This is a genomic window from Romboutsia sp. LXY-2 (genome assembly GCF_056171995.1).
Map to the genome: position 1 here is coordinate 336,878 of NZ_JBKFGI010000006.1, position 26,994 is coordinate 363,871.

At 30.3% G+C, this 26,994-nt stretch carries 24 protein-coding genes and 1 riboswitch; of the genes, 4 read left to right on the top strand and 20 right to left on the bottom strand.

Going from position 1 to position 26,994, the window contains the following annotated elements:
• Positions 1 to 6 precede the first annotated feature (6 nt).
• The 12 genes from grdC to ACI48P_RS12830 form a co-directional block, all read right to left on the bottom strand.
• The gene (grdC, locus tag ACI48P_RS12775; RefSeq protein WP_475216262.1) at positions 7 to 1,539 is read right to left on the bottom strand and encodes a glycine/sarcosine/betaine reductase complex component C subunit beta; all 1,533 of its coding nucleotides are present in this window, start codon (positions 1,537 to 1,539) and stop codon (positions 7 to 9) included.
• A gap of 102 nt (positions 1,540 to 1,641) precedes the next feature.
• Positions 1,642 to 2,985, bottom strand: coding sequence for a glycine reductase complex selenoprotein B (gene grdB / locus ACI48P_RS12780; RefSeq protein ID WP_475216264.1), 1,344 nt, complete (start codon positions 2,983 to 2,985; stop codon positions 1,642 to 1,644).
• 27 nt (positions 2,986 to 3,012) lie between these two features.
• Entirely contained in the window at positions 3,013 to 3,492 is a 480-nt protein-coding gene (gene grdA, locus ACI48P_RS12785; protein ID WP_475216265.1) for a glycine/sarcosine/betaine reductase complex selenoprotein A, read from the bottom strand.
• 27 nt (positions 3,493 to 3,519) lie between these two features.
• Entirely contained in the window at positions 3,520 to 3,999 is a 480-nt protein-coding gene (gene grdA / locus ACI48P_RS12790) for a glycine/sarcosine/betaine reductase complex selenoprotein A (RefSeq protein WP_475216267.1), read from the bottom strand.
• Positions 4,000 to 4,063: 64 nt separating this feature from the next.
• Entirely contained in the window at positions 4,064 to 5,350 is a 1,287-nt protein-coding gene (locus tag ACI48P_RS12795) for a glycine/sarcosine/betaine reductase component B subunit (protein ID WP_475216269.1), read from the bottom strand.
• Between the two features lie 101 nt (positions 5,351 to 5,451).
• Positions 5,452 to 5,769, bottom strand: a complete 318-nt coding sequence (trxA, locus tag ACI48P_RS12800) for a thioredoxin TrxA (protein WP_475216271.1) — start codon at positions 5,767 to 5,769, stop codon at positions 5,452 to 5,454.
• 52 nt (positions 5,770 to 5,821) lie between these two features.
• Positions 5,822 to 6,784 carry a thioredoxin-disulfide reductase gene (gene trxB, locus ACI48P_RS12805; protein WP_475216273.1) on the bottom strand — a complete coding sequence of 321 codons (963 nt, stop codon included), beginning with the start codon at positions 6,782 to 6,784 and terminating at the stop codon, positions 5,822 to 5,824.
• Positions 6,785 to 6,809: 25 nt separating this feature from the next.
• Positions 6,810 to 7,181, bottom strand: coding sequence for a GrdX family protein (locus ACI48P_RS12810; protein ID WP_475216275.1), 372 nt, complete (start codon positions 7,179 to 7,181; stop codon positions 6,810 to 6,812).
• Between the two features lie 92 nt (positions 7,182 to 7,273).
• A riboswitch (glycine riboswitch) is annotated at positions 7,274 to 7,382 on the bottom strand.
• A gap of 288 nt (positions 7,383 to 7,670) precedes the next feature.
• Positions 7,671 to 9,365 carry a M3 family oligoendopeptidase gene (locus tag ACI48P_RS12815; protein ID WP_475216276.1) on the bottom strand — a complete coding sequence of 565 codons (1,695 nt, stop codon included), beginning with the start codon at positions 9,363 to 9,365 and terminating at the stop codon, positions 7,671 to 7,673.
• 167 nt (positions 9,366 to 9,532) lie between these two features.
• A complete protein-coding gene (locus tag ACI48P_RS12820) occupies positions 9,533 to 11,383 on the bottom strand; it encodes an ABC transporter ATP-binding protein (protein WP_475216278.1) in 1,851 nt (616 codons plus the stop codon).
• Positions 11,376 to 13,631, bottom strand: a complete 2,256-nt coding sequence (locus ACI48P_RS12825) for an ABC transporter ATP-binding protein (RefSeq protein WP_475216280.1) — start codon at positions 13,629 to 13,631, stop codon at positions 11,376 to 11,378. The genes ACI48P_RS12820 and ACI48P_RS12825 overlap by 8 nt, the downstream gene beginning before the upstream one ends.
• 164 nt (positions 13,632 to 13,795) lie before the next feature.
• Positions 13,796 to 14,263: a MarR family winged helix-turn-helix transcriptional regulator gene (locus ACI48P_RS12830; RefSeq protein WP_475216282.1), complete on the bottom strand. Its 468-nt coding sequence runs from the start codon at positions 14,261 to 14,263 to the stop codon at positions 13,796 to 13,798.
• Between the two features lie 207 nt (positions 14,264 to 14,470).
• On the opposite strand from ACI48P_RS12830, the gene yidA reads away from it, so the two are divergent.
• Positions 14,471 to 15,292, top strand: coding sequence for a sugar-phosphatase (gene yidA, locus ACI48P_RS12835; protein ID WP_475216283.1), 822 nt, complete (start codon positions 14,471 to 14,473; stop codon positions 15,290 to 15,292).
• A 46-nt stretch (positions 15,293 to 15,338) separates the two neighbouring features.
• Here yidA and ACI48P_RS12840 read toward each other — a convergent pair whose 3' ends face one another.
• Positions 15,339 to 16,517, bottom strand: a complete 1,179-nt coding sequence (locus ACI48P_RS12840; protein WP_475216285.1) for an ion channel — start codon at positions 16,515 to 16,517, stop codon at positions 15,339 to 15,341.
• 245 nt (positions 16,518 to 16,762) lie between these two features.
• Here ACI48P_RS12840 and ACI48P_RS12845 point away from each other — a divergent pair, with 245 nt between their 5' ends.
• A complete protein-coding gene (locus ACI48P_RS12845) occupies positions 16,763 to 17,191 on the top strand; it encodes a hypothetical protein (protein WP_475216286.1) in 429 nt (142 codons plus the stop codon).
• Between the two features lie 61 nt (positions 17,192 to 17,252).
• Positions 17,253 to 17,555 (top strand): DUF1540 domain-containing protein, encoded by a 303-nt coding sequence (locus ACI48P_RS12850; protein ID WP_475216287.1) that lies wholly within the window; start codon positions 17,253 to 17,255, stop codon positions 17,553 to 17,555.
• Between the two features lie 69 nt (positions 17,556 to 17,624).
• On the opposite strand, the gene buk is transcribed toward ACI48P_RS12850, so the two are convergent.
• The 5 genes from buk to ACI48P_RS12875 form a co-directional block, all read right to left on the bottom strand.
• On the bottom strand, positions 17,625 to 18,710 hold the full coding sequence (buk, locus tag ACI48P_RS12855) for a butyrate kinase (protein WP_475216288.1): 1,086 nt from the start codon (positions 18,708 to 18,710) through the stop codon (positions 17,625 to 17,627).
• A gap of 81 nt (positions 18,711 to 18,791) precedes the next feature.
• Complete coding sequence (locus ACI48P_RS12860) at positions 18,792 to 19,385, bottom strand: indolepyruvate oxidoreductase subunit beta (RefSeq protein WP_475216289.1); 594 nt, start codon at positions 19,383 to 19,385, stop codon at positions 18,792 to 18,794.
• A 1-nt stretch (position 19,386) separates the two neighbouring features.
• Positions 19,387 to 21,186, bottom strand: a complete 1,800-nt coding sequence (iorA, locus tag ACI48P_RS12865; RefSeq protein ID WP_475216290.1) for an indolepyruvate ferredoxin oxidoreductase subunit alpha — start codon at positions 21,184 to 21,186, stop codon at positions 19,387 to 19,389.
• Between the two features lie 27 nt (positions 21,187 to 21,213).
• Positions 21,214 to 22,503: a pyridoxal phosphate-dependent aminotransferase gene (locus ACI48P_RS12870; protein WP_475216291.1), complete on the bottom strand. Its 1,290-nt coding sequence runs from the start codon at positions 22,501 to 22,503 to the stop codon at positions 21,214 to 21,216.
• A gap of 242 nt (positions 22,504 to 22,745) precedes the next feature.
• Positions 22,746 to 24,683 (bottom strand): sigma 54-interacting transcriptional regulator, encoded by a 1,938-nt coding sequence (locus tag ACI48P_RS12875; RefSeq protein ID WP_475216292.1) that lies wholly within the window; start codon positions 24,681 to 24,683, stop codon positions 22,746 to 22,748.
• A gap of 134 nt (positions 24,684 to 24,817) precedes the next feature.
• Here ACI48P_RS12875 and ACI48P_RS12880 point away from each other — a divergent pair, with 134 nt between their 5' ends.
• A complete protein-coding gene (locus ACI48P_RS12880) occupies positions 24,818 to 25,468 on the top strand; it encodes an SIMPL domain-containing protein (protein WP_475216293.1) in 651 nt (216 codons plus the stop codon).
• 44 nt (positions 25,469 to 25,512) lie between these two features.
• Here ACI48P_RS12880 and ACI48P_RS12885 read toward each other — a convergent pair whose 3' ends face one another.
• Both ACI48P_RS12885 and ACI48P_RS12890 read right to left on the bottom strand, forming a co-directional pair.
• Positions 25,513 to 25,932, bottom strand: coding sequence for a DUF3785 family protein (locus tag ACI48P_RS12885; protein WP_475216294.1), 420 nt, complete (start codon positions 25,930 to 25,932; stop codon positions 25,513 to 25,515).
• Positions 25,933 to 25,943: 11 nt separating this feature from the next.
• A complete protein-coding gene (locus tag ACI48P_RS12890) occupies positions 25,944 to 26,849 on the bottom strand; it encodes a transglycosylase domain-containing protein (protein ID WP_475216295.1) in 906 nt (301 codons plus the stop codon).
• Positions 26,850 to 26,994: the final 145 nt, after the last annotated feature.

Sequence of the window (26,994 nt, forward strand, 5' to 3'; positions counted from 1 at the left end):
TCACCCCTATTCTTCCATCATTCCTAATGCTAGATTTCTCATTGCCTCAGCAATTATTTTCTTGATTTCATCTTTAGATATACCTGAAGTTTCTTCAGTAACTCCTGTATTTCTTTCTGCTATGAAAGATACTCCATCGAATAAGTTAGTCATTCTTCCTAAGAATAAACTTCCCTTACCAACTATCATAGCTCTGTTTTTATCTCCAGTAGTTAAATCATCTATTAAGAATCCTATATAAGGAGCCCCTGATGGTATATGTCCTTGAGTAGGAGCCCATCCTGGTAATCCTTTATTAGCAACAAAATCTTTTAAATCTTTCTTTTCTAAGTCACCACGCTTAACAGCAAGTGCACCTATCATTTTATAGTTTGCTTCTGGAACATCTCCTGCTCCTGCTGGCTTAGTTATATCTGGGTTTTGCATTTCAACAGAGAATACATCTACATCTGTTATTTTTAAGTTAGCTCTATCTAATCCAGATGTTATTAAAGCTGTCATAACAGCTTGAGGAGAAGATCCTGTTCCAACAGTATGCTTTCCTGTTAAGTCAGTTCTAACTATTGGACTAACTCCATCATTTTCAGATACAAGTACTGCAAATCCTCCAACAACGTCTTCTAATACTGGAAGACCTTTCTTTATGTGGTCTTTAGCATTCATTCCAAGTTTTGCACTTGCTCCACCTGCAACAACCATAACATTCTTGTGAACTCCAGCCTTAACTAAAGCAGAAGCTTGTATTAATGCATGAGTTGGAGCAGCACAGAATCCCCTTGTATCAGAACCTGTTGCATTATTAAGTCCAGCCATTTCAGCTATAGATTTTGCGAAGTTTCCTCCACCTCTTTGGTTTATATCACCACAAGCTTCTTCAGAACATTCTATTACATAATCTATACTTAATGGATCTATTTTACTACTTCTTACTAAATGTAGAGCTGATAATACTCCTGATGCTTTAACAACTAAGTTTTCAAGCATAGTATGAGCATTTAAGTTAACATCTACATCATGAGCTCTCTTTATATATCCTATAAACTCACCTTCATGGTATAATCCTTCAGCTATATGAGAAGCTACTAGCTCTTTTCCTTCTTCTATATCATCACCCTTTAACTTTCCTATAAATGGAGCAAGCTCTGGGTAGTTATTCTCAATTTTAGGTTTTACTACATCAATAAATGCTTGAGATAATTTTACTAAATCAAAAGCATCACATATTTGCATTAATGCAAAGAATTCATCTTGAGGCATTATTTCCCCAAGCTTTCCATTTCTAGTTCCTGTTGTTTCTTGTTGGCACCATGGCATTGCTAAATCTTTTAATTCTTCTGGTCTATTGTTTCCTATGTAAACTTGGTTTGGCATGTAATTAACTACGTCTTCGTAGCTTCTTATGTGATTTGTTATTTCTTTTAAGAATTCTGAATCTGGATGTGTAGCTCTTTCTACTGCACAAGTACTACCATTTTGCACTATCATATCTGGAGTATGAATAAGTACATAACTTGCCCCTTTTAATACTGGATAAGACATATTGTTGCACCCCCGCTTAGTTTCTATAATTTTTGTTAAGTTTCTTACAAATAGATGGGCTTAAAGCCCATCTATTTAATTTTAAATATAGTTATTTATATATTAAGCTTTAGCTAATACATCATTTAAAGTTATATCTTTTTCAAATACTGTTTGGCCTTCAACTTCAACAGTTAAAGCAACTAAAGCTCTTTCAACTAATCTTCTTCTTAATGCTTTTTCTTCTTTAGCATCAAGCTTTGGGTTTCCAAGTGGATGTGGTATTGCTATTGTTGGAACTATTCTGTTAGCACCAACTGTTAAAGATATTGGAACTACAGTACACATGTGTACTACAGGTATTCCAGCTCTTTCTATTTCTTTTACCATCGTTGCACCGCAACGAGTACAAGTACCTCACGTAGAAGTTAAGATTACAGCATCTACACCATCAGCTTTTAATTTTGCACTGAATTCAGCAGCAAATGCTTTAGAACTAGCAACAGCTGTTCCATTTCCTGTTGTTGTATAGAAGTAGTCATATAACTTTCCTATTTTTCCTTCTTTTTCTAAGTCTCTTAATACGTCAACTGGTAAAACTCTATCTGAGTCTAAGTTAGCGTATACTGGATCATATCCACCATGAGCAGTTTCATGAGTTTCTTCTGTTAAATCATCAAACTCTGCTATTGAATATTCACCATACTTAGAAGCTGAAGAAGATTCTATTCTATCTGGGTTACCTTTTGGTACTATACCACCAGAAGTTACTAAAGCTATTTTAGCAGTAGCTAAATCTTTTATAGCTGGATTTGGGTCTACTCTATCGAAGTTAGGCATTGGATATTCTGTTACGAAATCTTCACCTTTTATCTTCTTAAGTAACATATCTACAGCTCTCTTAGATCCTCTTTCTTCATGGAAGTAGTTAACTCTTATTCCTCTTTCCATATATCCTTCTTCTGCTGGAGTTCCTATTTTAGCTCCTGTTGCTAATTTCTTAGCAAATTCAGCTACCTTAGGAAGAGCCTTTCTCATTCCTGCTGCAGAGTCAGAAGTTTCTATTATATAAACTTCTTTCTTGAACATATCTGCACCTGGATTTTCAACATACATTGCAGTTAAACATGGTATATTTAATGCTTCTTGAACAACTTTAGTTATTGTTCCAGCAGCAACTCCATATCTTCCAGCATTAAATGCAGGTCCTGCTATGAATAGTTGTGGTTCAAATCCTTTTATCATTTCTAATACTTCATTACTTGCAGAATCTATATTTTCATTGAAGTAACTATCTCCACATACTACTGTTGCAACTATTTCTATATCTTCACCTAATAATTTGTCTAAGTTAGCACTTATTGGTGGTAATTTTTCAGCCACATGTGGCTTAGTGTCAGCCTTCTCTTCTCCCCCGATACCAGCGAAGAACTGATTAACGTAATGAACTACTCTTAGTTTTCCCATATTTATTCACCCCTTCTTGAGTTTATCTTAGCCATTGTATTTGCAGAATTGACCTCTTATGCTATTCATCTCTTCTACTATTTCATCAACCTCTAAAACCATTTCCATCATTCCAACTTGTTCTTCATAAACTGATTCATCGAATAATTCCTTAACATCTGGTTCAACAACGTGATATACGCTAAGTCCTAATTCAACTCCAGCAAGTGGTCCAGCAAACGTTGGGTCACCCGCAGTTACTGTTTCAGCTGCAAGACCTGCAGCTTCGGCTTCAGCAGCACCTAGTAAAATCACAACATTTTCAGCTCCGTATTTATCAGCAGCATCTTTTACTCTGTTTTGATTTTCTAAGTCCATAGCCCCAGCAGCCGTTCAGACAAAACACTCAGTTGAAGAGAATACTACTTCTACACCATCAACTGTTTTTACACATTCTTCTATCGCAGGTCCTGGTATACCATCACGGTCACCTATTATAAGAACCTTTTTATTCGCTAATGCGCTCATATTCTTATCCCCCTTTAAAACTTTATCTTATCCATTATATTTGCAGAATTGACCTCTTATACTGTTCATCTCTTCTACTATTTCATCAACTTCTAGAACCATTTCCATCATTCCAACTTGATCTTCATAAACTGATTCATCGAATAATTCCTTAACATCTGGTTCAACAACGTGATATACGCTAAGTCCTAATTCAACTCCAGCAAGTGGTCCAGCAAACGTTGGGTCACCCGCAGTTACTGTTTCAGCTGCAAGACCTGCAGCTTCGGCTTCAGCAGCACCTAGTAAAATCACAACATTTTCAGCTCCGTATTTATCAGCAGCATCTTTTACTCTGTTTTGATTTTCTAAGTCCATAGCCCCAGCAGCCGTTCAGACAAAACACTCAGTTGAAGAGAATACTACTTCTACACCATCAACTGTCTTTACACACTCTTCTATTGCAGGTCCTGGTATACCGTCACGGTCACCTATTATAAGAACCTTTTTATTTGCTAATGCGCTCATAATGATCCCCCTATTGCTTATAAAAAATCTCTCTATAATATTCTTATATAAATCTATATTCTTCTTAGTAAGTTGTTGCAGTTAAATATCCAAATCCTGTTTCATTAGTAGCACCAGTTATAGCTTGGATTTCAACTTCTATACTTCCATCTTCTCTTAAACTTCCAGCAGCTCCACCAGCTATTACGTCTACTACATCTACGTGACCTATTACTTTGTCTAACTTAGGTAATACAACTACTTGGTTTGCATTCCCACCAGTAACAACAGCATTTGCTCTAACGTCAGCATCTGCAAGTGATTGAGAAGCTCCATCTCTACCAGCATATTCATCTGTTACTATAACAGTTTTTACATCTTGCATTTCTATTTTCTTACAGTTCATTATTAAGTCAGTATCTGGGTTACCAAATCCTTCTTGAGATACTATAACAGCATCTAATCCTAAGTATTTACATAATTTTGCAGTCCAGTTAGAAGATCTTTCTTTATCTGCAAGGTATACGTTTTCGTTAGTTATTATTACACCAACAAAGTTTATTTCTTTTCCATGTTGAGCGTATAACTCTTCTACAACTCCGTTATTTACGTGAACGTAAGTTGGATTTTTATCACAAGCAGAAACACAGTTACCACTTACTATAGCTCCATCCATTATTTCAGTTGGATATAATAATGTTGGTACTATTTGCTTAGCATCAACTCCGTAAACATATGTATCATGTAATAATCCTTGAGTTTGAAGCATGTACACATATCCTACCTTAGGTAATTCAGGATATTCAACAATTGACTCTAATAATGGTTTAGTTTCATATGATGATACTTCATCTGGAGTAAGGTTTCTAGCAGCTTCTCCTAAGTATGCAGCAGCTTTAAATCCTATCATTCTTACTGCTTTTTCATGATCATATTGCTTTAATCCATCTATTGGTTCAGCTATAACAACCACGTTATTTAATTTAGAGAATGGAGTGTAATCAGCTCCTACCCCTGTCATATCTATTATACCTTCTTGGAATCCAACTATTTTACCTGTAGTAACAACAGCAGCACCTTTTAATACATGAGTTCTACCTTCTCCTACAGTATCTACTTTAGAAAGTATTCCTGGGAATATTCCACCTTTTCCTTCAACTTTAACTCTTGGCTCTATAACATCTTTTACAGGTGTTATTCTTATACTTTCACCTGGACGAGCTAATTCTAAATCTATTGATTTTATGTGCTCATCTCCACCTATTTCTCTTATCATCTCTTCTTTATTGATGAATAAAACTCCCTCTTTAACTTCAGTTACTTCACCAAACTGTACATCTTTAATAAAGATTTTTCCTAATTCAAGACGCATAAGTGCACCCCCCTGATATTTGTTCTTAATTTATATACAATTGAGATAACCCAAAGATTTAGATTATCTCAAAGTTATAGCTACTTTAATACTTCTAAATCTTAATAATGTTTCTTTATCATTGCTTCTATATTTGGTATAGTTGCATCATCCTTAGTAACTTCATCTACTTTAACGCCATCTTTATATATAGCTAATGTTGGAAGTCCTAATACTTTCTCTTTTATTGCTACTCTTCTAGCTTTTGTAGTATCCATAGCACAGAATTTTATTTTATCCCCATATGTTTCAGCTAATTTGTGAACATCTGGCATTAAAGCTTTACAAGGTTCACACCCTTCACTCCAGAAATCAACAAATATTATTCCTTCACCTTTTAATACTTCTTCTTCAAAAGTGCTTTTATCTAATGCTAACATTTTAAAACCCCCTTAGTTTTTATAGAATTTTTAGTTTAGTATAATCAAAGTTTTATACTGTAGCTTCTTCATGGCTAAATTTATGTTCAATATATTTTTCAGCTACTATAGTAGCGATAGCCCCATCATTAGTTGCAGTTACTACCTGTCTTAAAGTTTTTTGTCTACAGTCCCCAGCTGCGAAAACGCCTTCGACATTAGTTCTCATATCTGCATCTGTTAAGATATATCCTTTTTCATCCATTTCTATATGCCCATCAAATAATTTAGTTTGAGCATCTAGACCAACGAAACCAAATATTCCCATTGTTCCATCTTCTTCATCTGCAAAGTACTCATTAGTCTCACCAGTCTTAGTATTTTTAAATACTACTGATTCTACTATTCCATCACCTTTTATTTCTTCTATTACTGTATCTAACATAAACTCTATCTTAGAGTTAGCTCTAGCTTTTTCTTCAACAGATTTAGCACATCTAAATGCATCTCTTCTATGTACTATTGTTACCTTTCTAGCAAACTTAGTTAAGTACATACCTTCTTCTAAAGCACTATCTCCGCCTCCAACTACGAATACTTCGAAATCTTCAAAGAAATCTGCATCGCAAGTTGCACAGTAAGATACTCCTTTACCAGTAAGTTCTATTTCACCTGGACATCCTATTTTTTTAGGAGTAGCTCCAGTAGCTATTATTACTGCTTTAGCTCTATATTCTTCTTTTTCACCCTTTAATACCTTTATATCTTGGCTAAAATCAACTTCTACTATATTATCTTTAACCATTTCAGCTCCAAAGTCCTTACATTGCTCAACCATTCTTGCTATTAAGCTTGGTCCTGAAGCATTTGGTACTGAACCTGGATAGTTTGCTATTTCATGAGTAGTAACTATTTGTCCACCCGTTTTACTTTTTTCTAATATTAAAGTTTTTAGTTTAGCTCTAGCCCCATATAATCCTGCAGATAATCCTGCTGGTCCACAACCAATTATAACTATGTCATAAACGTTTTCCATTTCTCTACATCCCCCTTGTAATTTGTTATACATACTCTATTCGTTGTAATGTATTACTGAAAATGTCAAAATCTATTACTTTAAAATCATCCATAACTCTTTCTGGCCAGTTAGGAGTGACTTTATTGCCTTGGAATTTCATTGCTGTTGCTATTGCGTCTTCTATTAATGTCACTGAATTTATATCTAGGTTATTTGCTTTTTTTAAAATTATGCTTCGATATGGTGTCTCATTTGGCTTAACACTCCCGTATAATGGATGTGTTAAAAGTTCATAACCAGAATGTATTAAGTTTCTACATTCCTCTAGTATTTGTACGTAAGTCAACTCTTTAAATAAAAGTTCTCTATTTAATGTATTTTCTTTTACCATTGGGTTATTTGTAACTATTAACATATATCCCACTCTCTTTCTTAAGTTTTTATTAACAAAAAACAGAGGGCACAATTCCAATTGTACCCTCTGTAAATAATCATTGTTCAGAGATCCGTCCAAACACAGTCCTTTTACCTGAGAATTTCATTTGAATTTCTTGGATAGATTCAAATTTGTCCCTTCGGTCACTCCTTTTCAGAAGTTGTCTTCCATGTTCTTCAACCGGTAAATTTTTATATTTTGACTTTCTTAAGTGATGTGTATTTAAGACTTATTTGTCTTTATACTTGTAGTATATAACCTTTTCTAATATGTTTCAATAATAATTTTTCCATTTTTTTACCATTGTTTTGATGTTTTTGTTAAAATTTTCTCATGAAATGTTCAAATTTCAATATTTTTAACCATCATTTTTATCTATATATTTTTTTAAATTTATTGATATTTTCTATGAAGATTTATATATTCTTTTATATTTTTGTATGTTTTTTTATATATTTTAATAAATAATTATTTTTTTTTGTCATCAATTTTGTCGAACCAATCACTAATATAATTAATTACATTTTCAACTGAGTTTTTCTCAAAAGGTGATTTTAAATTTCCTATGTCGATTATTTCTAAAAATGATTTAGTTCCTCCAACCTTACATATATTTAAATAGTCATTCCAAGCATTAGTATTATCATTCATAGTTTTTTCAAAGAATTGAAGTGCACAAATTTGTGCCAATGTATAATCTATATAGTAAAAAGGATTTTTGAAAATATGCCCTTGCTTAAACCACCAGCCTCCTTTTTCTAAAAATTCGTTATTTTCATAATCTTTATGAGGCAGATATTTACTTTCTATTTGTCTCCAAACTTTCTTTCTTTCATCTTTACTAAGTTTTGGATTTTCATAAATAACATGTTGGAATTCATCTACTACAATCCCATAAGGAATAAATTTTATAGCATTTGACATATGAGCAAATTTATATTTATCGCTATCTTCCTTGAAGAATAATTCCATCCATGGGTAAGTTATAAACTCCATACTCATAGAATGTATCTCACAGCTATCTAGTGTTGGAAAGTTTATTTCTGGCATTTCTATATCTCTTGACATATATAATTGAAAAGCATGCCCTGCTTCATGTGTAAGTACATCAATATCATCTGCTGTTTGATTAAAGTTAGAGAAAATAAATGGTGATTTATATTTTGGAATATAAGTACAATATCCTCCTGCACCTTTATTCGGCTTAGTAACTAAATCCATAAGCTCATTTTCTAACATAAATTCAAAGAAATCTTTAGTTTCTTTAGATAACTCTGCATACATCTTATGCCCACAATTAATTATATATTCATCATTTCCTTTTGGTTTAGCATTACCACTTAAAAACTCTATATTTTCATCTACATAAGTAAGTTTATCTATTCCTAATCTTTTTCCTTGCTTTTTGTAAAGTTTTGATGCTACCGGAACTATATAATCAAGAACTTGTTGCCTAAATACTTTTACCATATTAGAATCATATTCTGTTCTCATCATTCTTATATAACCAAGCTCTACAAAGTTATTAAATTTAAGCTTTCTTGCAATTGAATCTCTTATTTTAACTAGCTTATCGAATATATCATCAAATTTTTCTTCATTTTCCTCAAAATATCTATAAAAAGCTTCTGATGATTTAATTCTAACATCTCTATCCTTCGATATCATATATGTTTGAATCCCTGAAAGATTTTTATCTTCTCCATCAAAATGTATTTTAGCACTTGCAAGTAATCTAGTATATTCTGAGCATAGCTTGTTTTCTTCTTGAAGTTCATTTATTATTTCAGAAGAGAAAGATTTTAATGAATAACTTGCAATTTTATAAAATTGCATTCCATACTCATTAATAATATCTTCTTTAAATTTTGAATTTACAATGGATTTATAAAAGTACGAATTTAATTCATCGTAGTATGGTAAATATTCATCCCAATATTCTCTTTCTTCTTTGAAGAAAGTATCTTGTGTATTAATACTATAATTTATGGATGCTATAGTTGATATACTTTTTATATCATTTCTAAGTTCATTAAGCTTATTTATATTTTTACTTTGAATCTCATATGTATCACTTTCATTAATTTCCCTAATTATTTTTAAAAATTCCTCTTTAACTATTTCATAACAGGGTCTTTTATATTTAAAATCTTTAAATTTCATTTTATCACTCCTATCTTAAATTCTAATTATATATTAGTTTTTATTTATAATCAAATTCTCATATTTATGTTTTTTAATAACTTTCTTCTAAATTTTTTTATGTAAAAAACACCTCAAATACTAATGTATTTAAGGTGTCTCTAATCTTCTGCTTTTTATCAAACTTTTTATACAGCTTCTACATCGTCTCTTTCAAATTGAGAATTATATAAGTTAGCATAGAATCCACCGGCTTCTAAAAGTTCCTCATGGCTTCCTTGCTCTACTATATCTCCATTATTCATAACAAGTATTAAATCTGCATCTCTTATTGTTGATAATCTATGAGCTATAACAAAACTTGTTCTTCCTTCCATTAAGTTTTCCATAGCTTTTTGTATTAATACTTCTGTTCTCGTATCAACAGAACTTGTAGCTTCATCTAGTATTAATATCTTAGGATCAGCTAGTATAGCACGTGCTATCGTTAATAACTGCTTTTGACCTTGAGATACGTTACTTGATTCTTCATTTAGCTCCATGTTGTATCCACCTGGTAATGTTTTAATAAAGTGGTGAACATGAGCTGCTTTAGCTGCCTTTATAACTTCTTCATCAGTAGCATCAAGCTTACCATATCTAATATTTTCTTTTACACACCCATTAAATAACCATGTATCTTGTAGTACCATACCAAACATTTCTCTTAGTTCATTACGGTTAAAATCTTTAAGGTTATTTCCATCTATCATTATTGATCCACTATTTACATCGTAGAATCTCATTAAAAGTTTAACTATAGTAGTTTTTCCTGCACCTGTTGGGCCTACTATTGCAACTTTTTGGCCTGGCATAACGTGAGCTGTAAAATCATTTATTATTGTTTTGTCTGATTTATATCCAAAGTTAACATTTTTAAAGTCTATTTCACCATTTAAATTAGTTATTGAAACTGGATTTTCTACAGTTTGATCTTCTTCCTCTTCTTCTAAGAATTCAAATACCCTTTCAGAAGCTGCAGCTGTAGATTGTAATAAGTTAGCAACTTGAGCTATTTGCGCTAAAGGTTGAGAGAAGTTTCTTACGTATTGAATAAATGATTGAATATCTCCAACTTCAATACTGTTTCTTATAGTTAAATATCCACCCATTATAGAAACTACAACATATCCTAGATTTCCTATGAACATCATTATAGGTTGCATCATACCAGATAAAAATTGAGATTTCCATGCTGAATTATATAAAGTTTCATTTAGCTTATCAAATTCTTCAGTAGCTTTTTCTTCTCCATTGAATACTTTTACAATATTGTGTCCACCGTAAAGTTCTTCAACATGACCATTAACATGACCTAAATATTCTTGTTGAGCTTTGAAGTGCTTTTGTGATTTCTTAACTATTACAGACATTAATATCATTGATATTGGTAATATTATCATTGAAACTAATGTCATACTAACGCTTATTGATAACATCATTATTAATACCCCAATTAATGTGATAACAGAAGATATTAATTGTGTCATACTTTGATTTAAACTTTGGCTTAAGGTATCAATATCATTAGTAACCCTAGATAATACTTCTCCATGAGTTTTTGTATCAAAGTATTTCATTGGCAATCTATTTATTTTAGTAGATAAGTCTTTTCTTAAATTGTAAGATATTTTTTGTGAAATACCACTCATTATATATCCTTGAACAAATGAAAATGCCGCACTAATTAAATAAAGAACTACTAATGTTGCAATTATTTTTCCTATTGCATCAAAGTCTATCCCTGAACCACCAGAAATTTTCCCTACTAAGCCTTCAAATATTTTAGTTGTTGCTTTACCTAATATTTTAGGCCCAACTATTGAAAAGGCTGCACTTCCGATGGCGAATATTATTACTATAATTATTGAAAGCTTATATTTTGCTAAATATGAGCCTAATTTTTTCATTGTACCTTTAAAATCTTTTGCTTTTTCTCCAGGTATACCAGGTCTCCCCATTGGGCCCCCCATACCTCTTCTTGGTTTTTCATTACTCATGTGCTAGCTCCTCCTTAGAAAGTTGTGATAAAGCTATTTGGTTATAAACCTCACAATTTTTTAGAAGCTCTTGGTGAGTTCCTATTCCTACTACTTTACCTTCGTCTAAAACAATAATTTGTTCTGCATGTAAAATAGTACTTATTCTTTGAGCTACTATTAATACTGTACTATCTGATATTTCAGTTTTTAATGCTTTACGAAGGGTAGTATCTGTCTTATAGTCAAGTGCCGAGAAACTATCATCAAATATATAAACTTCTGGATCTTTAGCTATTGCTCTTGCAATCGATAATCTTTGCTTTTGTCCTCCAGATACGTTAGTTCCACCTTGAGATATTTCTGTAGAATACCCTTCTGGCTTAGCATTTATAAACTCAGTAGCTTGAGCAATTCTTGCCGCTTTTATCATCTCTTCTTCACTTGCATTTTCTTTACCATATTTTATATTAGATTCTATAGTACCACTGAATAATACACCTTTTTGTGGTACATATCCTATTTTATTTCTTAATTCATGCTGAGATACACTTCTAATATCTACACCATCTAATAATATTTCACCATCGCTTACATCAAATAATCTCGGTATTAGATTAACTAATGTAGATTTACCACTACCTGTACTACCTATAAATGCAGTAGTTTGACCTGGCTTAGCTGTAAATGTAACATTAGATATTGTATTTTCTTCAGCATCCGGATATTTAAATGAAACATTTTTAAATTCAACAACACCTTTTTTATTGTCATCAAATTTTTGTTCTTCTTTTGGATCTTGTATAGATAAATTAGCAGTTAATACTTCATCTATACGAGTTGCTGATACAGAAGCCCTTGGTAACATTATTGAAACCATAGATATCATTAAGAATGACATTATTATTTGCATTGTGTATTGCATAAACGCCATCATATCTCCAACCTGCATTGCACCTGAATCAATACTATATGCACCTTTATATACTATTAATAACGTAATAAGGTTCATTATTAACATCATCATTGGCATCATACAAGCCATTGTTCTGTTAACAAATAAATTTGTTTTAGTTAAATCTATATTTGCTTTATCAAATCTTTTTTCCTCATGGTCTACTGTACTAAAAGCACGTATAACCGGAATTCCTGTAAGTATTTCTCTAGTAACTAAATTTAATCTATCAACTAGTTTTTGTACTAATTTAAACTTAGGCATTACTACTGCAAATAAGAATAATACAACACATGAAATAGCAGCTACAGCTACACCTATGATCCAAGCCATTGATGTATTAGTATTCATTACTTTCATTACACCGCCAATACCTAATATTGGAGCATAAATTACTATTCTAAGCAACATAACCATAAGCATTTGTATTTGTTGGATATCATTAGTACTTCTAGTTATTAGTGAAGCAGTAGAAAACTTAGTTAATTCCTCATTAGAGAAAGACATAACTTTTCTAAATACACCACTTCTAAGATCTTTACCAAGATTGGCGGCAACTCTTGCACCTAAGAAACCAACAGCTACAGTGGTCATCATACTTATTAATGCTATTCCAAGCATTTTAGCACCAGCTATTAATATATATACATTTTGATTTTTCTCTGTATCTATACCTACTTTTTCATACTCGGCTTTCACAAATGAAACAGCACTTTGAGTTATCATACTATCTGGAAAATCTTTAAATTGATCATCTAGTTTTTCCTTCATAGCATCTATTTGTTCACTAGGCATCATAGAAAGAATATTAAATACATCTACATCTTCACTTGAAGCCATTTGTGGAGGTAAGTTTTGTAATAGTTGTTGCTTTATCATTTTAGACTGGTCACTATCACTTTCTAAGCCTGATACCATTATCATAGGTTTACCAAATATATTATTTAGTTTATCTAATGTTTCTTCATTTTTAGTATTTAACTTATATAAAGATTCCTCCTTTATTATTGGATAATCTTTTTCATACTTTTTATAGTCTTCTTCGCTAAGTGACGATTTATCTAATAGATCATAATTATCTAAAACACCTTTTTTATCATCCTCACTCATAAAAATCATTAGTTTATCTAATTCACTTTTTCTAATTACACTAGGAACAGCATTTTCTACTCCTCCTTGCTGAATCCCTACATTGACTATCTTAGATGTATAGTCTGGTAAGGATAAATCACATACTGCCTGAACTACTAACAATAAAACTATTGCTATAACAGGTACTACGGATTTCTTTAAATACTTAAATAGCTTAAACATTTACTCAATTTCCTCCCGTACTTATGCTAGATTTATAAAAAATTCACTTCCCTTAAGCAACTAGGTTTGTTAAACCATTTTTATTCTTATGCCAAAGTAAAAAGCGATTCATATCGTAAAAAAGTCTTCCTTATATTAATTAATAAGACTTTCTAAAGCTAAGATTAAAACTCTTTATCATTTAAATGGTTGCTTCTATCATTTGCTGCCATCAAATTATCTGTCATCTTAGATATTAGCTTTTTTGCTTTATCAATTTCTTCTTCCGTAAAATTGATAAAGCATTCTTTTTCTATTTCCTTATTTATATCTTCTAATAACTTGCATACTTCCAAACCTTTTTCTGTAATAAATATTCGTGAGATTCTTTGATCGTTTTCATCACTTTTTCTCTCTATAAACTCAGTTTTTTCCATCCTCTTTATCATAACTGTAATAGTTGATGGCTTCACATTTAATTTTTCACAAATCTCTCTTTGACTTAATCCATTTAAATTTCTCAAAATTAATAATAATTTTGTTTGACCTGGATGTAAACCTATCTTATCAAGATATGAATGCACTCTTAAAAAATGTGTATGTACTAGCTTAAATAAGATGTCATTTATTGAATTCCCAAAATTACAAACCATTATTTCCTCCTTTAGTTAGTCAGCTAACTATTATCTTATACTATTACTTATATTATTTCAATACATTCAGAAAAATATTTAGTCGACTAACATATTTTTTATATAAGATTTATTTTGTTCATTTTTATAAATGTGATATAATTTCATTGTTCGTTATAATTAAAGTTTTCTATTAAAAACTTTTATAAAATACTTGGGAGGATGACTATGTATAAACTTATTGCCTTAGATATAGATGGTACTTTATTAAATAGTGAAAAAGAAATAACGTCGAATGTTTATGAATCAATACAGGAAGCAAAGAAACAAGGATTTAAAGTGGTACTTTCTACAGGAAGACCTCTTCCAGGAGTTACTCCTTTATTAGAAAAATTAAATTTAACTGATGATGGAGATTATGTTATATGTTTTAATGGTGCAGTAGTCCAAGAAGTTAAAAGTAAAAAAGTTATAGCTGATATAGATATGACTGTTGAAGATTTTAACATAATATATGACCAAATTTTTAAACCTTTTAATACAAATATACACATAAGTACACCTACAAACTTAATAACACCACAAGAAACACCACATAAATATACTATACATGAATCAAATCTTAACAACATTTCTATAGAATATAGAAGTAAAGAAGATATTGATGAAAACATAAAATTCTGTAAAATAATGATTGTAGATGAGCCTGAAAGATTAGAGGAAATAATTTCTAATATTCCTAAAAAAATGTATGAAGATTATACAATAGTAAGATCTGCTCCATTTTTCTTAGAATTTCTAAACAAAAAAGCTAATAAAGGGACTGCCCTTAAAGCACTATGCAACAACATAGATCTTCCTATAGAAAAAACTATAGCTGTTGGTGATGAAGAAAATGACCAACACATGATAAAACTAGCAGGACTTGGTGTTGCAATGGGAAATGCTCGTGATAGTATAAAAGAAATAGCTGACTATGTTACTGATACTAATAATAATCATGGGGTAGCTAAAACTATAGAGAAATTTTTATTAAATAAAGCTATATAATATAAAAGGAGTTACTTGTTAAAGGTAACTCCTCTTTATTTTACTATTATCTTGTTATTTTTCTAGCTAAAGTGGCCGTCCAAATCCCAACCATTGTAACCCCTAGAAACATTTCAATTCCTGATAAAAAAACACTATAACCAATAGGCGTGATATCTCCATATCCAACTGTTGTAAATGTTACAACACTAAAATATAAAGACCTTAGAAAATCAAGTACCAATTCAGAAGAAGGTAAGTCTTTAAGTATTAAAATATCATAGTCTATAATTTCAGCTCCAATACTTAAACCTGTAAACATATATAATAAAGTAAATACTAATACTATTTCAATAGATGTAATCAAAGCATAAGTTGGCTTTTCACCATATCCACATAACATCCAGTAAATATAAGATTTTATCTTATCTAATCCCCTTAAAGTCTTATTTTCAAGCATTTTATATAAATAATAATATTCTCCAGCTTTATTTGGTAATCTATTTGCTTCAAACTTTGTAGATATATCTTTATATATTTTATAAATTTTTTCTAAATCTTTATCACCTTTGCCAATAAATATTTCATCAATAAAACTTTCTTCATCTAGTTTTGTTAAAAATTCATCTTCAAATAATAGGCATTCCATTCTAGATTCAATAATTTTAATACTTCTCATATCACAATCTGATATTATTATATCTTTAATATTATTTTCTTTTAAAATTGAGCTTTTTAGATTACTTAGTATAAACTTTGTTTTATCAAATGATGTATTTATAAATATACTCTTTTCCAAATTACAATTTTTAAAACTACACTCACTAAAGCTACAATCTTCTTTAAACAATGCAATAAATCCTGATGGATCAGAAAAATCACATTTATCAAAAACTACATTTTTAAAAGAACAATTACTAAATACAGTTCCATAAAAAGAACAATTTACAAATACTAAATTTTTTAGCTTACAGTCACAAAATTTATCATAGTTTATAATAGCCCCTGTAATTATATTTTCGGTTTTAGATATAATAGACTTATTATTAATATTTTTAAAGATTATATAATCATTCATTTCAATATAATAATCCAATTCGTTATTTACATTATTTTCTTTTATACCTCCAAGATTATTTTCTTTTTCATATTTACTCAAAAGTATATTATATTTTTCTAAATTATATTTCAATCGATTTTCTATTTCTATATTAATTTTATATTTTTTACTTTCATTATTCTTCATTGTTATTTTCACCTTAAATTTTTAAATTAGTAATATATATAACAATACTTTATATCTATATTAAATCCTTCTTCATTTTCTTTTCTATAGTTTTATTTTTTTAGAATATTATTCTTGATTAAACAATATACATTTATAAGCTAAATATTTTTTAATTGTAAGCCAAGCTGTTTTACAAATGGCTTTAGTATTTAATATTTTCAAACATTGAGATGAATTTATAATTATTTAGGTGGGGGTATAATATGAATAATAAACTTAAAGAGTTGGAAGAAAGTTTACCAAAGAATTGCTGTTCCTTTTGTACACATTTATCTTTTAATGGACCAGATGAAGATTATAGATATGATATTAAATGCATAATGTTAGATACAATACCTGAAGCTTCTGGTTATTGCGACTATTTTTCACCAGAGCATACTAAATTAACAACTTTAGACATCGATAATTTATACATAAATTTCTTAGAAACATGCCTAAGGGTTGATTACGAAGACTATTTAAAATCTGCTCATTGGCTACTATTTAAGGAATATGCCCTTTCTGAATATAACCATAAATGTAGTATTTGTGGTTGCCTTGAGAATGTAGATGTAATTCATTTGAAAAAAAATCTAGGGAGAGAAACATTAAATGATGTGATGATAATATGTTCTGATTGCATGCCTAGATAATGAATAAATTTTTTTTACTTCCACATAATAATCTAGAATTAAAAATTAGGAGGTAAATAATATGGCTAATAATTTAACTTGTTCTGCATCTAATTGTGCATTTAACAATAGCGGATCTTGTTACGCAGGCGGAATAAATGTACATGGTGCTCATGCTAAAACTACATCTAATACAACTTGTGCATCATTCCAAGATAAAAGCGTTGCTGGTTTTACTAATTGCAGTAATGATTGTGACTGTGTAGGAACAGAAGATATTAAATGTGGTGCTTGTGACTGTACTCACAACGAAAATGAATGTTGTAAAGCTCCAGCTGTTCAAATAAATGCTCAAAATGCTAGTTGCGAAACTTTTCGTTGCTAGTAACCATTGATACATAATATGGGAGAAGATATAATCTTCTCCCATATTTTATATAACCAGAATTTACAATTATGCTTCTGCTAATTCATTTTCACAATAAAGCTTTGCTTTCTCTTCTCCTCTAAGAACTCTTAATGTTCCTAAAGCTAATGATTCTAACTCATTTTCACCTGCATATATCTCTACTGGTGCAATAAATTCTACCTTCTTTTTAATCATAGAAGTAATTTTATTAGAATAAGCAATCCCCCCTGTTATGATTATCGCATCTACTTTTCCGTCAACAACAGTTGCTAATTCTCCAATACCTTTAGCTATTTGATATATCATAGCCTCATGAACAAGTTTAGCTTCTTTATTGCCGCCATCTATCATAGCCTCAACTTCTCTAACATCAACAGTATTTAAATAAGAGACTATTCCACCCTTGCCTCTTATAAGCTTAAGCATCTCTTTGTGTGTATACTTTCCACTAAAACATCTATCTATAAGTTGCTTACAAGGAACTCTTCCTGACCTTTCTGGTGAAAATGGTCCTTCATCATCTGATACTATATCTACCATTCTACCCTTTTCATGAACACTTAGAGAAATTCCACCTCCAAGATGAGCAACTATCAGATTCAAATCAATGTATTTTTTGCTAATATCTTTAGAATATTTTATCGCCATAGCTCTAGAGTTTAAAGCATGACTTAAACAAGTTCTATCCATTCCAGCTACTCCTGATAATCTTGCTACATCAGTAAGTTCATCAACGGCTACAGAATCATATATGTATGCATTAATTCCTAATTCATTAGCTATTTCAAAGGAAATTAATCCTCCTAAGTTTGATGCATGCTCTAAAACAGGTCTATTTTTTAGTTTATCTGCCATTTCATCATTTACTAAGTATGCTCCTGATTTAACAGGTGGAAGAATTCCTCCTCTCCCAACAACAGCACTTAGGGTTTTTATATCTATACTATTTTCTTTAAGTACTTTTAAAACCTCATTTTTTCTCATATCAAATTGATCTTGTATTTTTTCATATTTTGCTATTTCACTAGCTGGATGGTCTATACCATGAACTAATATTTGTTTATCATTATCATAAACCGCAATTTTTGTAGATGTAGATCCTGGATTTATTGCTAATATTCTATAATCCATTATTATCCCCCTTAATATTTTCTTATGATGCTTTACCTAAATAAGCTATTGTGAGTACCCTACACAATAGCTTATTTATAATTATCCTAATGCTATAGCTTCATCAGAAACTAACTTCATTCCTTCTTCAAAAGCTTTCAGGTTGATGTCTATGAATTTTTCTTTTACATTGTCTCTTATTATTTTTTCCCAGTTTATTTCTTCTAAGTTCATAGACTTTACTAATGCACCTAAAAGTATTATATTCATTACCTTTGCATTCCCAAGCTCTACTGCTACTTCTGCTGCATTTAATACTGTTGCTCCTAATCTTTCTAACTCTTCTTCTATTTCTTTTTCCTTATATTCGCAGTTACCAGTTAGTATTGGTATAGAATCCATTCTATAATTATTTGTTATAATTTTCCCGCCTGGCTTAAGATATTTCATCCATCTTAAAGCTTCCATTTTTTCAAAAGAAACTAATATATCAGCACCACCGATTTCTATAACTGGCGAATATACTTTTTCACCATATCTAACTTGAGATGATACTGAACCACCTCTTTGGCTCATTCCGTGAATTTCACTCATTTTTACATCATATCCAGCTTCCATTAAGCCAGTAGTCAATAATTTACTTGCAAGTATAGTTCCCTGTCCACCTACTCCTACTAATAATATACTTTTAGTCATTTTACATTACCTCCTTGCTTGTAGCATTATTAGATATAGCATCCTTAGGACATACTTGTGAGCATACATTACATCCTACACATTGGTTCTTATCTATTGTTACTAATTTTTCTTCTTTATTAAATGATAATGCTGGACATCCAGTTTTGATACAAAGCTTACACCCTATACAGCTTTCTTTATCAACCTCACACTTAGATGTAAATGGATTATTAAATTCTTCAATATCTTGCTTAGAGAATCTTTTTAAAACACAAGGATATCTAGTTATTATTACTGATGGTTCATCTAGTTCAAATGCCCAATCTAAGGTTTCTTTTACTAAACTTAAATTATTTGGATCTATGCTTCTTATATGCTTAACTCCACAAGCCTTAACTAATGCCTCTATATCAACCTCATTAGTAACTTCTCCTTGAAGTGTATATCCTGTTCCTGGATTTTGTTGATGACCTGTCATACCAGTTGTTCTATTATCTAATATTACTGATATTGAGTTTCCTCTATTATAAACAACATCTAATAAAGAGTTTACTCCTGTATGGAAGAATGTAGAATCACCTAATACTCCTACAACTCTCATCTTATTATCTTCTTTCATATTAAATACTTTTTGTGCACCATGGCCAGTACTTAAGCTAGCTCCCATACAAACAACTGTATCCATAGCATTATATGGAGGTGCAAACCCTAAAGTATAACATCCTATGTCTCCAGATATAAGTACATTTTTTCTTTTTCCAAGTTCGTAGAAGAACCCTCTATGTGGACATCCTGCACATAATCCTGGAGGTCTTGGTACAACTAACTCTTCATTAAAATCTATAGTATCATTCATTTTACCAAATATCGATTGTCTTATTACATCTGGAGTCATCTCTCCATATACAGGCAATAACTCTTTTCCAGTACAATCTATTCCTGCTGCTTTCATTTGCTCTTCAATGAATGGATCATTTTCTTCTATTACATAAATTTTATCTACTTTAGAAGCAAACTCTTTAATCTTTTCTATCGGAAGTGGGTTAGTAAATCCTAACTTCATGTATGATGCATCTTCTCCAAATACTTCTTTTGCAAATGTATGACACATTCCTGAAGCTACAACACCTATTTTAGTATCGTTTATTTCATAATAATTTAAATTAGTATTATTAGAATAATCCGCTAACTTTCCTAATCTTTCTTCAACTGATAATCTTAAATTTCTTGCATGAGCTGGCACTGTAAGAGTTTTTTGAGTATTTTTTACATAATCTTTTATTCCTACTTCTACTCTATCACTACACTCGACTATACCTTTTGAATGACATAATCTAGTCGTTACTCTATATAAAACAGGTGTATCGTATTTTTCACTTACCTCGAATGCTTCTTTTAACATATCCTTTGCTTCTTGGCTTGTTGATGGCTCAAACAAAGCTATTTTAGCAAATTTTGCATAATTTCTATTGTCTTGTTCATTTTGAGATGAATGCATTCCTGGTTCATCTGCTGATATTAATACCATTCCCCCATTAACACCAGTATAAGCAAATGTAAATAGTGGATCTGCTGCAACATTTATACCTACATGTTTCATAGAAGCCATAGTTCTAGCTCCTGCTATAGATCCTCCAATTACTGCTTCAAGTGCTACCTTTTCATTTGGAGCCCATTCAGCTACAATATCCCCTTTGTATGTAGCTACATTTTCTAAAATTTCAGTACTTGGCGTACCTGGATATGCAGATGCATATTTTACGCCAGCTTCATAAGCTCCACGAGCTATTGCTTCATTACCTGTCATTAAAACCTTCATATATTTATCCCCCATATCTATTAGTTTTTATTCTGCTGTAGATAAACTTTCCTCTTTACTTATTGAATTTTTACCTTCAATATAATTTAATGCATTTTTTATTATACTTGGCGCTATTCTACATTTACTTTCTGATACAGCACAAACTGCAAATCTAAGCCCCATTTTTAGTGGAACAACATATACGTTATCCTTTGTTAACTCCTCACAAACTTCTCTAGGATTTTCACATGGTATACTTACAAAGAATCCATCTATGTATGGAAGTATATCAAGATCTATCTTTTTAGCTTCCTCAACAAAAGCATCTGCTCTAGTTCTTAGCATTTTTTTATATCTATTTTTTTCTTCACTATATTCTTTATATTTTTCTGTGTCATTAACTATATTGCATAATAAAGACATTGCTCCTCTATTACAATTTGACCAGTTTGCTCTACATGAATGTACACATGAATAGTAAAACTCTTCAGATATATTCTCATCAGATGTGATAGATATTGCTGCTCCCATTCTCATTCCATAAGCTGTAAATCCTTTAGACATACTAAATCCAACTATTACTAATATATTCGATGGTAGATTTTCAAACTTCTTAAAGAACTTTCTGCTTTTATTATCATCACTTGCAAAGTCAATATAAGCAACATCTACAAATAATATTATTTTTTTATTCTCATCTTTTGCTACTTCTTTTGATAAGTCTAGTATATTATCCCATTCATCATCTGAAACACTATATCCTGTTGGATTATGTGCTGGTGTATTTAGTAATGCAAAAATCCTCTCTTGCTTTGATGCTATTTCCATGAATTTTGATTTAAATGAATTGAAATTGAATTTATTGTCGCTGTCAAATAACTTATATGTTGTTACCTTTCTCCCTACCTCTTCACAAATACTTACATATGGACTCCAAAACCAATCTGAAGTTAGTATTTCATCTCCCCAGTTTGTATAATTCCATAATGCTAATTTTATAGAGCCACTTCCTCCTGGTGATGCAACAGCTCTTATATAAGCATCAGGTGCATACTCTTTAAAACATGCTTTTTTTACAGCTTCTAAATAATCCGGCTGACCTTCTAAAGATGCATATGCTGCTATATCACTATTTGGTAATGATTTAAATTCATTAAATACACTATCCATAGTTATTAATCTTCCATAATCATCCATTAACGATCCTATCGTAGCGTTAATAACGTTTTCCCTGCCAAGATTTTTTTCTGCTCTTTGTGCTCTTTCCGATAAGTTAAATATAATATCCTTTTCTCTAGGCCACACTGCGTGACCTGCCGCCATACCTTTTTTCATAACAGCCCCCTTAAACAATATTCAATTTGCTTATCTTCTTATTAAGCAATAATAATGCCATTATTTAACTTTTTATATATAATCCTAATTAATATATATAAAAATCCAAAAATACTTTAACAAATAATCTGAATTTTACATTTTCTTATTTTTGTTTAAAGTTATATTTTATAAAAGAACAAACAATGTTAACTTTAATAAACATCAGTTAATTAAAGTTAACACTATTTCTTGTAAATAAATCAATTGTTCTTATTATTTTTTTTCCATAATGCTGTTCTACTTATTCCTAAAATTTTAGCAACCTCACTTTTAGTAATACCTTGCTCTAAAAGCATACTAATTAATTTTTCCTCTACATATCTATTTACTTCTTTTATGTTGATTTGTAAATTTGATACATCAATAGTATCATCTTTTATATTTTTTATTGAAGATATATTACTTTTATTTTCAATAATATTTAGGTTGCTTAATTTAATTTTGCCAGTTATAACATATTTTTTTGCAACATTCTTCAATTCTCTGACATTTCCTGGCCAATTATATTTTTTTAGTTTTTCAATTTCCAAACAAGATAATTCGTAATCTCCATTAATGCTACTTATGCCGTTTAAACTTCTATCTTCTAATATTTCTTTTACAAAATGTTCAAATAGAAGAATTATATCCTCTTCTCTTTCTCTTAGTGGAGGTATGTTTATCTCTAAACTACTTAATCTATAAAACAAATCTGCTCTGAAAGATCCTGTATTAATCTTCTCTATTAATGATTCATTGGTAGCAGCTATAATCCTTATATCTAATGGTATTATTCTGTCTGAACCAATTCTCATAATTTGCCTTTCTTCAATCACCCTTAATAACTTAGTTTGTAAATTAAGTGGAAGACTATTTATTTCGTCTAAGAATACTGTTCCTCCATGAGCCAATTCAAACAACCCTAATTTACCACCTTTTCTCGCTCCAGTAAATGAACCTTCCTCATATCCAAAAAGTTCACTTTCAAGAAGGCTTTCTGCTATCGTTGCACAATTTATTGCCACAAAAGGCCTTTCTTTTCTATTGCTTATATTATGAATACTTTGCGCTAGTATTTCTTTTCCAACTCCACTTTCTCCATAAAGTAAAACTGTATAGTCACTTTTACCAATTTTTTTCGCTTCTTTGATAAATTCGTGAGTTACCTTATCTTTATGTATGAAATCGCTGAAGCTGTATTTAGCATATAATCCTTTTTTATTTAAATCAATTCTTATCTTTCTTTCTAGGTTTTGTAATTTTGTAATATCCTGGATAATGCCTAATATACCATAGACATTATTATCTACTCTAATTACATTAGCTCTAGTATTTACAATTAGATTATCGATATGTCTTATTTTTCTTTCGCTATCTTCCATCTTGTGTAAGCACTCTACAAGCCAATCCATATGTGGAAAAACATCTAATATATATTTATTAAATACATCTTTTTTATCTTCTTTAAATATCTTACCTGCACTTTCATTGTATAAAACAATTCGTCCTTTATTATCGATGGCAATTACTCCATCTTTAACGCCATCCAAGACGTTTGTAAGCACTTCATTATTGAATTTTTCTTCCTCTAAAGATTCTAATAATTTTTTTGTATATTCTATAGATTCTTTTATTGATTCATCACTGGCATTAATAAATACATTATCAATACCATATTGCTTTGCAAAAGAACAAGCTATTCCACTTCCAACTATTACTATATCATCTTTCTTATCTATGTACTTTAAAACCTTATTTCTTATTTCAAACTTTGACTTAAACCATTCTTCTTTTATATCAAGATTTAATATATTTCTCCACTCTTCATAATTAAAGAATATTTCATCATGTCCTAATATTAATATTATTTCCTTTCCTTTACTACTAGCACTATTTATCGCTTTTAGTAAATCTATTGCTTTCATATTAAGAGGTATTACAGGTACATTTACAGTTTCTAAAATGAGTTTGTATCCTCCACCTCTTCCTATTATGGCTTGTGCTCCCTTTTCAACAAGTATTCTACCTTGGTTTTCTAAAAGCTCAACATTAATAATATCTATAATTATATTTCCATTTTCAACATCACTTGCATATAACTCTTCTATTCTTTTTTTTAACTCATTATCTGATGCAATAACCCCTATCCTTTTTCTCACTATATTATCTCTCCCCTAAAACATATCTCTAATAATTAACTTTTTAGGCTAATCTATATATATTATCTCATATATTTAGCTTATTCTGAATATAATTGTCCTAAAGAATATACTTATTTTATGGGGGTTATATTATGCAATTTAGAAATATGAGAATGCCTGTAAATGGTCAAACTGGGTCTATGTCAGTTATTGGTACAGGTACAATTGAAACTCAAGCCGATCTCGCAGTATTAAGCATAGGTATTACAACAGAAAATAAAAGCTTAGAAGAAGCTCAAGAACAAAATGATAGGACTTATAATAATATACTAACAAGCTTACTTGATTACGGCGTATCTAAGGAAAATATCTCAACTAACGATATTTCAGTAACTAGAAATTATGATTATATTAATAATACTTTTTTATCTTATAAGGTCAGTCACATTATAACAGTAACTACTAACGATTTTGCTAAGCTTAACGATATATATTCTTTAGCTATTGAAAATGGGGCTAATGATAATATTACTGTCAATTTTAAATTATCAAATCCTCAATTTTATTACAATAAAGCTTTGAAAAAAGCAACTCAAGATGCTGTTAATAAAGCATCATTATTAGCAAAAAGCTTCAATGTTAAGTATAATAATATTCCATATAAAATACATGAGAATAGCTCTTCCCTTTATTCAGTTACATATCCTACTCCAGGAAACTATGCTTATTCACCAGAGATTACACCTGGTATTATTAAAGTAACTTCAGAAATAGAAGCTACATTTGCTACATATGTTTATTAATAAAAAAGGTATCTCATTAAAAATATTAATGAGATACCTTTTTATTAAACTATACAATTTTCTATTTGTACTATATAATCTAGACAATTTTTACAAGCTATTATACTAACTATGTAACTATCATCTACTTTTTTGGCTCTCGTTAATTTATTAAATGAAAGCCCTTTATAATCTTTACTTATGTCACTTATTACATATTTCCCGTCTTTAGTGAATATATAAAAATGATATTCTAAAAATGGGAAGAATTTTTCTTTTTCTTTTACCCCCTTTAGACATGCTGGACATGCCTCTTGGTAGTATTCCACATCAAAATCAATCTCTTCACATTCATTTAGAAGTTCTAATATTGTTTTTAGTTCAAAATTTTGAACTGGTTTTTCTTCATCATTAATCACTGCACTACAGTTTTTCACTTCTAATACATATTCATTTTCATCATAATTAAATTTAAATAAACTCATTATACACCTCTTTATTGTCCTATTTCAGATATAAATGGAACTGGGTCTCTCTTAGCTTTTTTATATTCTGATTCTGTAATATATCCTAGTTCATACATTTTATATAATACAGTTTCTTGTCTTTTCTTAGCTTGACTATGTTCCATATATCGTGCTGGGTTATTAGTAATTCCTACTAACATTGCCGACTCCGCCAAACTTAAATCAGAAACATTTTTGCCAAAGAAAACTTTAGCTCCTTTTGCTACTCCATAAGAAGATCTCCCTAAATAGATATTATTTAAATATGCTTCAAGTATCTCATCTTTTGACATAATTTTGTTCATTTGAATAGCGTTATACATATCTATTATTTTTCTTTGAATAGTTTTTTCTTCACTTGTTAATAAATTTTTCGAAACTTGCATGTCTATAGTACTTCCGCCTTGGGTAGTTTCAGTAAATAAATTGTGTAATACTGATCTTCCAAGTGAAATTATATCTACTCCATTATGTTTGTAAAATCTTTCATCTTCAATTGCCACGATAGCATTTCTCAAGTTAATTGGTATCTCATCGATACTTACTGTTTCACTACTTATATAATTTGACTTCAATAATTCCTTTGTTACTTTAGGAGCATCTTTAACAACTGAAAATACTATAGCTGATCCTACAGTAGATGCTATTACAATAACTACTAGTATCGCTACTAATAAACTCTTCAATATTTTTATATTTTTTTCTTTTTTAGCTTTTCTTTTCTTTTCTGCCCTTCTCTCTGAGTAATTAGAGCTTTGTTCATGTATTTTTTCCCTATTTATTGAATGTGTTTTTTTATTTTTCTCATATGTTTTATCACTTACTACTGGCTTTGAAATTGAAGCTTGGCTACTACTTACTTTTCTTCGCCTTATTTTATTATCGTCATAACTCATATTCTTCCTCCTCATATATAGATTAATTATACCTTCTTACGACAAATAAATCAAAGAACAAAATTGTAAGATTAAATTTAAGTCAATATGAATATTTATGTTACTTTATGGGTATTATATATTTTGAATTCAATAAAAGGAGGAA